Genomic DNA, 1249 nt, shown 5'->3' on the forward strand with positions numbered 1-1249 from the left:
GATGCCATTTTATCTTCTGTCCAGCCAAAAAGCGCTTTCATTTGCGAAACTGTCGCACCAGCATTGGCTGCACGTGTTGCTGCTAATTTTCGCAATCCGTGCGCTGATTTTTTAATACCCGCCGCATTACATGCTTCACGAAAGAGGTTGCCAAAACTTTCTTTGACAAGCTTATTTCCACCTTTACCACAAATAAATGTTTCATTACCTATGGGACCAATTTTAAGGGTTTCCTCTAGTTCTGGTAAAATAGGAAGAAAAACATCTGTTTTAAATTGGCTCTTTTCTGTTTTGAGATAAATGATATTATCTTTGACGTCTTTCCAGCCGATACGAACGGCATCACCACGACGCAAGCCTGTATAAAGAAGAACATCAATCCAGACGCGTTCATGTGTACCATGTGACCAACGGTGATAATATTTGTCTATGTCCTCTTCTAGCCATGGCAGTAATCCCTCACTGTTTAAAGATTTTGGTGCTTTTATATTAAAGGCAGGATTTCTATTTAAAAGGGCATTATCAACCGCCCAATTAAAGAGACCGTTTAAAGAGGTCAAAAAATGTTTTGCAGCCGCGGGGGTCTCTCGCCTTCTGTCTACGGCTTCAAGCATGTGTTGTTTGTTTATGCTTTTATATGCACGATTACCGATATGTTTAGAAACATTATTCAAAATTCGATATTTAACTTTTTTAGTAGATTCTGATTGATTATGCCATTGCATGCTTTGTAAATACTGATGCAACAACCAATCGAAAGACCCTTCTGTGAGTCTGGTACGCCTCTTTGTTTTGGAGGAGCCATTTTGAGCTTGCTTAAGAGCAAGCGTATAATTATCGACAAACTCTTGCGTTCCATAGGTTCCTTCAATCCGAAACCGTGGTCCATGACCAATACGTACATACCATATGATTTTACCATGGCGTGTGCGTTCACGAACAAGATGCGGTGGACGGCGTTTTGGCATGGCTAAAACTTTATACCGTCAACAGAGGGACACGATTTGCTGGTATCGTAGTCTTTTTGTTCATTTTCAAGCGGTGGAAAATCGTCAATGCTATAAGTATTATCTATCGTTCTGGGTGTTACGATTTTATTGATATGAATTAATAATTCACCAGTAGGCTTGATTTCTACAACCTCTGCTCCTTGTTTTTTAGCTTCTCGTAAAGCACGTGCAATGGCTGGTTGTGTTATAGTAGGTGGGCGGTGTGCCATATCTGTTCCCCTTCATTTTAGATGCAATTC

General features: G+C 40.3%; 2 protein-coding genes. Both read right to left on the reverse strand.

Going from position 1 to position 1249, the window contains the following annotated elements; genetic code table 11:
* Positions 1 to 968: tyrosine-type recombinase/integrase (locus ACFIO3_RS13325; RefSeq protein ID WP_375617393.1), on the reverse strand; the 968-nt coding region annotated here is incomplete at its 3' end.
* A 2-nt stretch (positions 969 to 970) separates the two neighbouring features.
* On the reverse strand, positions 971 to 1219 hold the full coding sequence (locus ACFIO3_RS13330; protein ID WP_375607578.1) for a hypothetical protein: 249 nt from the start codon (positions 1217 to 1219) through the stop codon (positions 971 to 973).
* Positions 1220 to 1249 lie beyond the last annotated feature (30 nt).

Source organism: Bartonella sp. AD328YNZD (genome assembly GCF_042196425.1).

Bases quoted from the DNA above. Each gene is read 5' to 3' on its own strand.
- ACFIO3_RS13330 (WP_375607578.1), bottom strand. From the start codon at position 1,219: ATGGCACACCGCCCACCTACTATAACACAACCAGCCATTGCACGTGCT.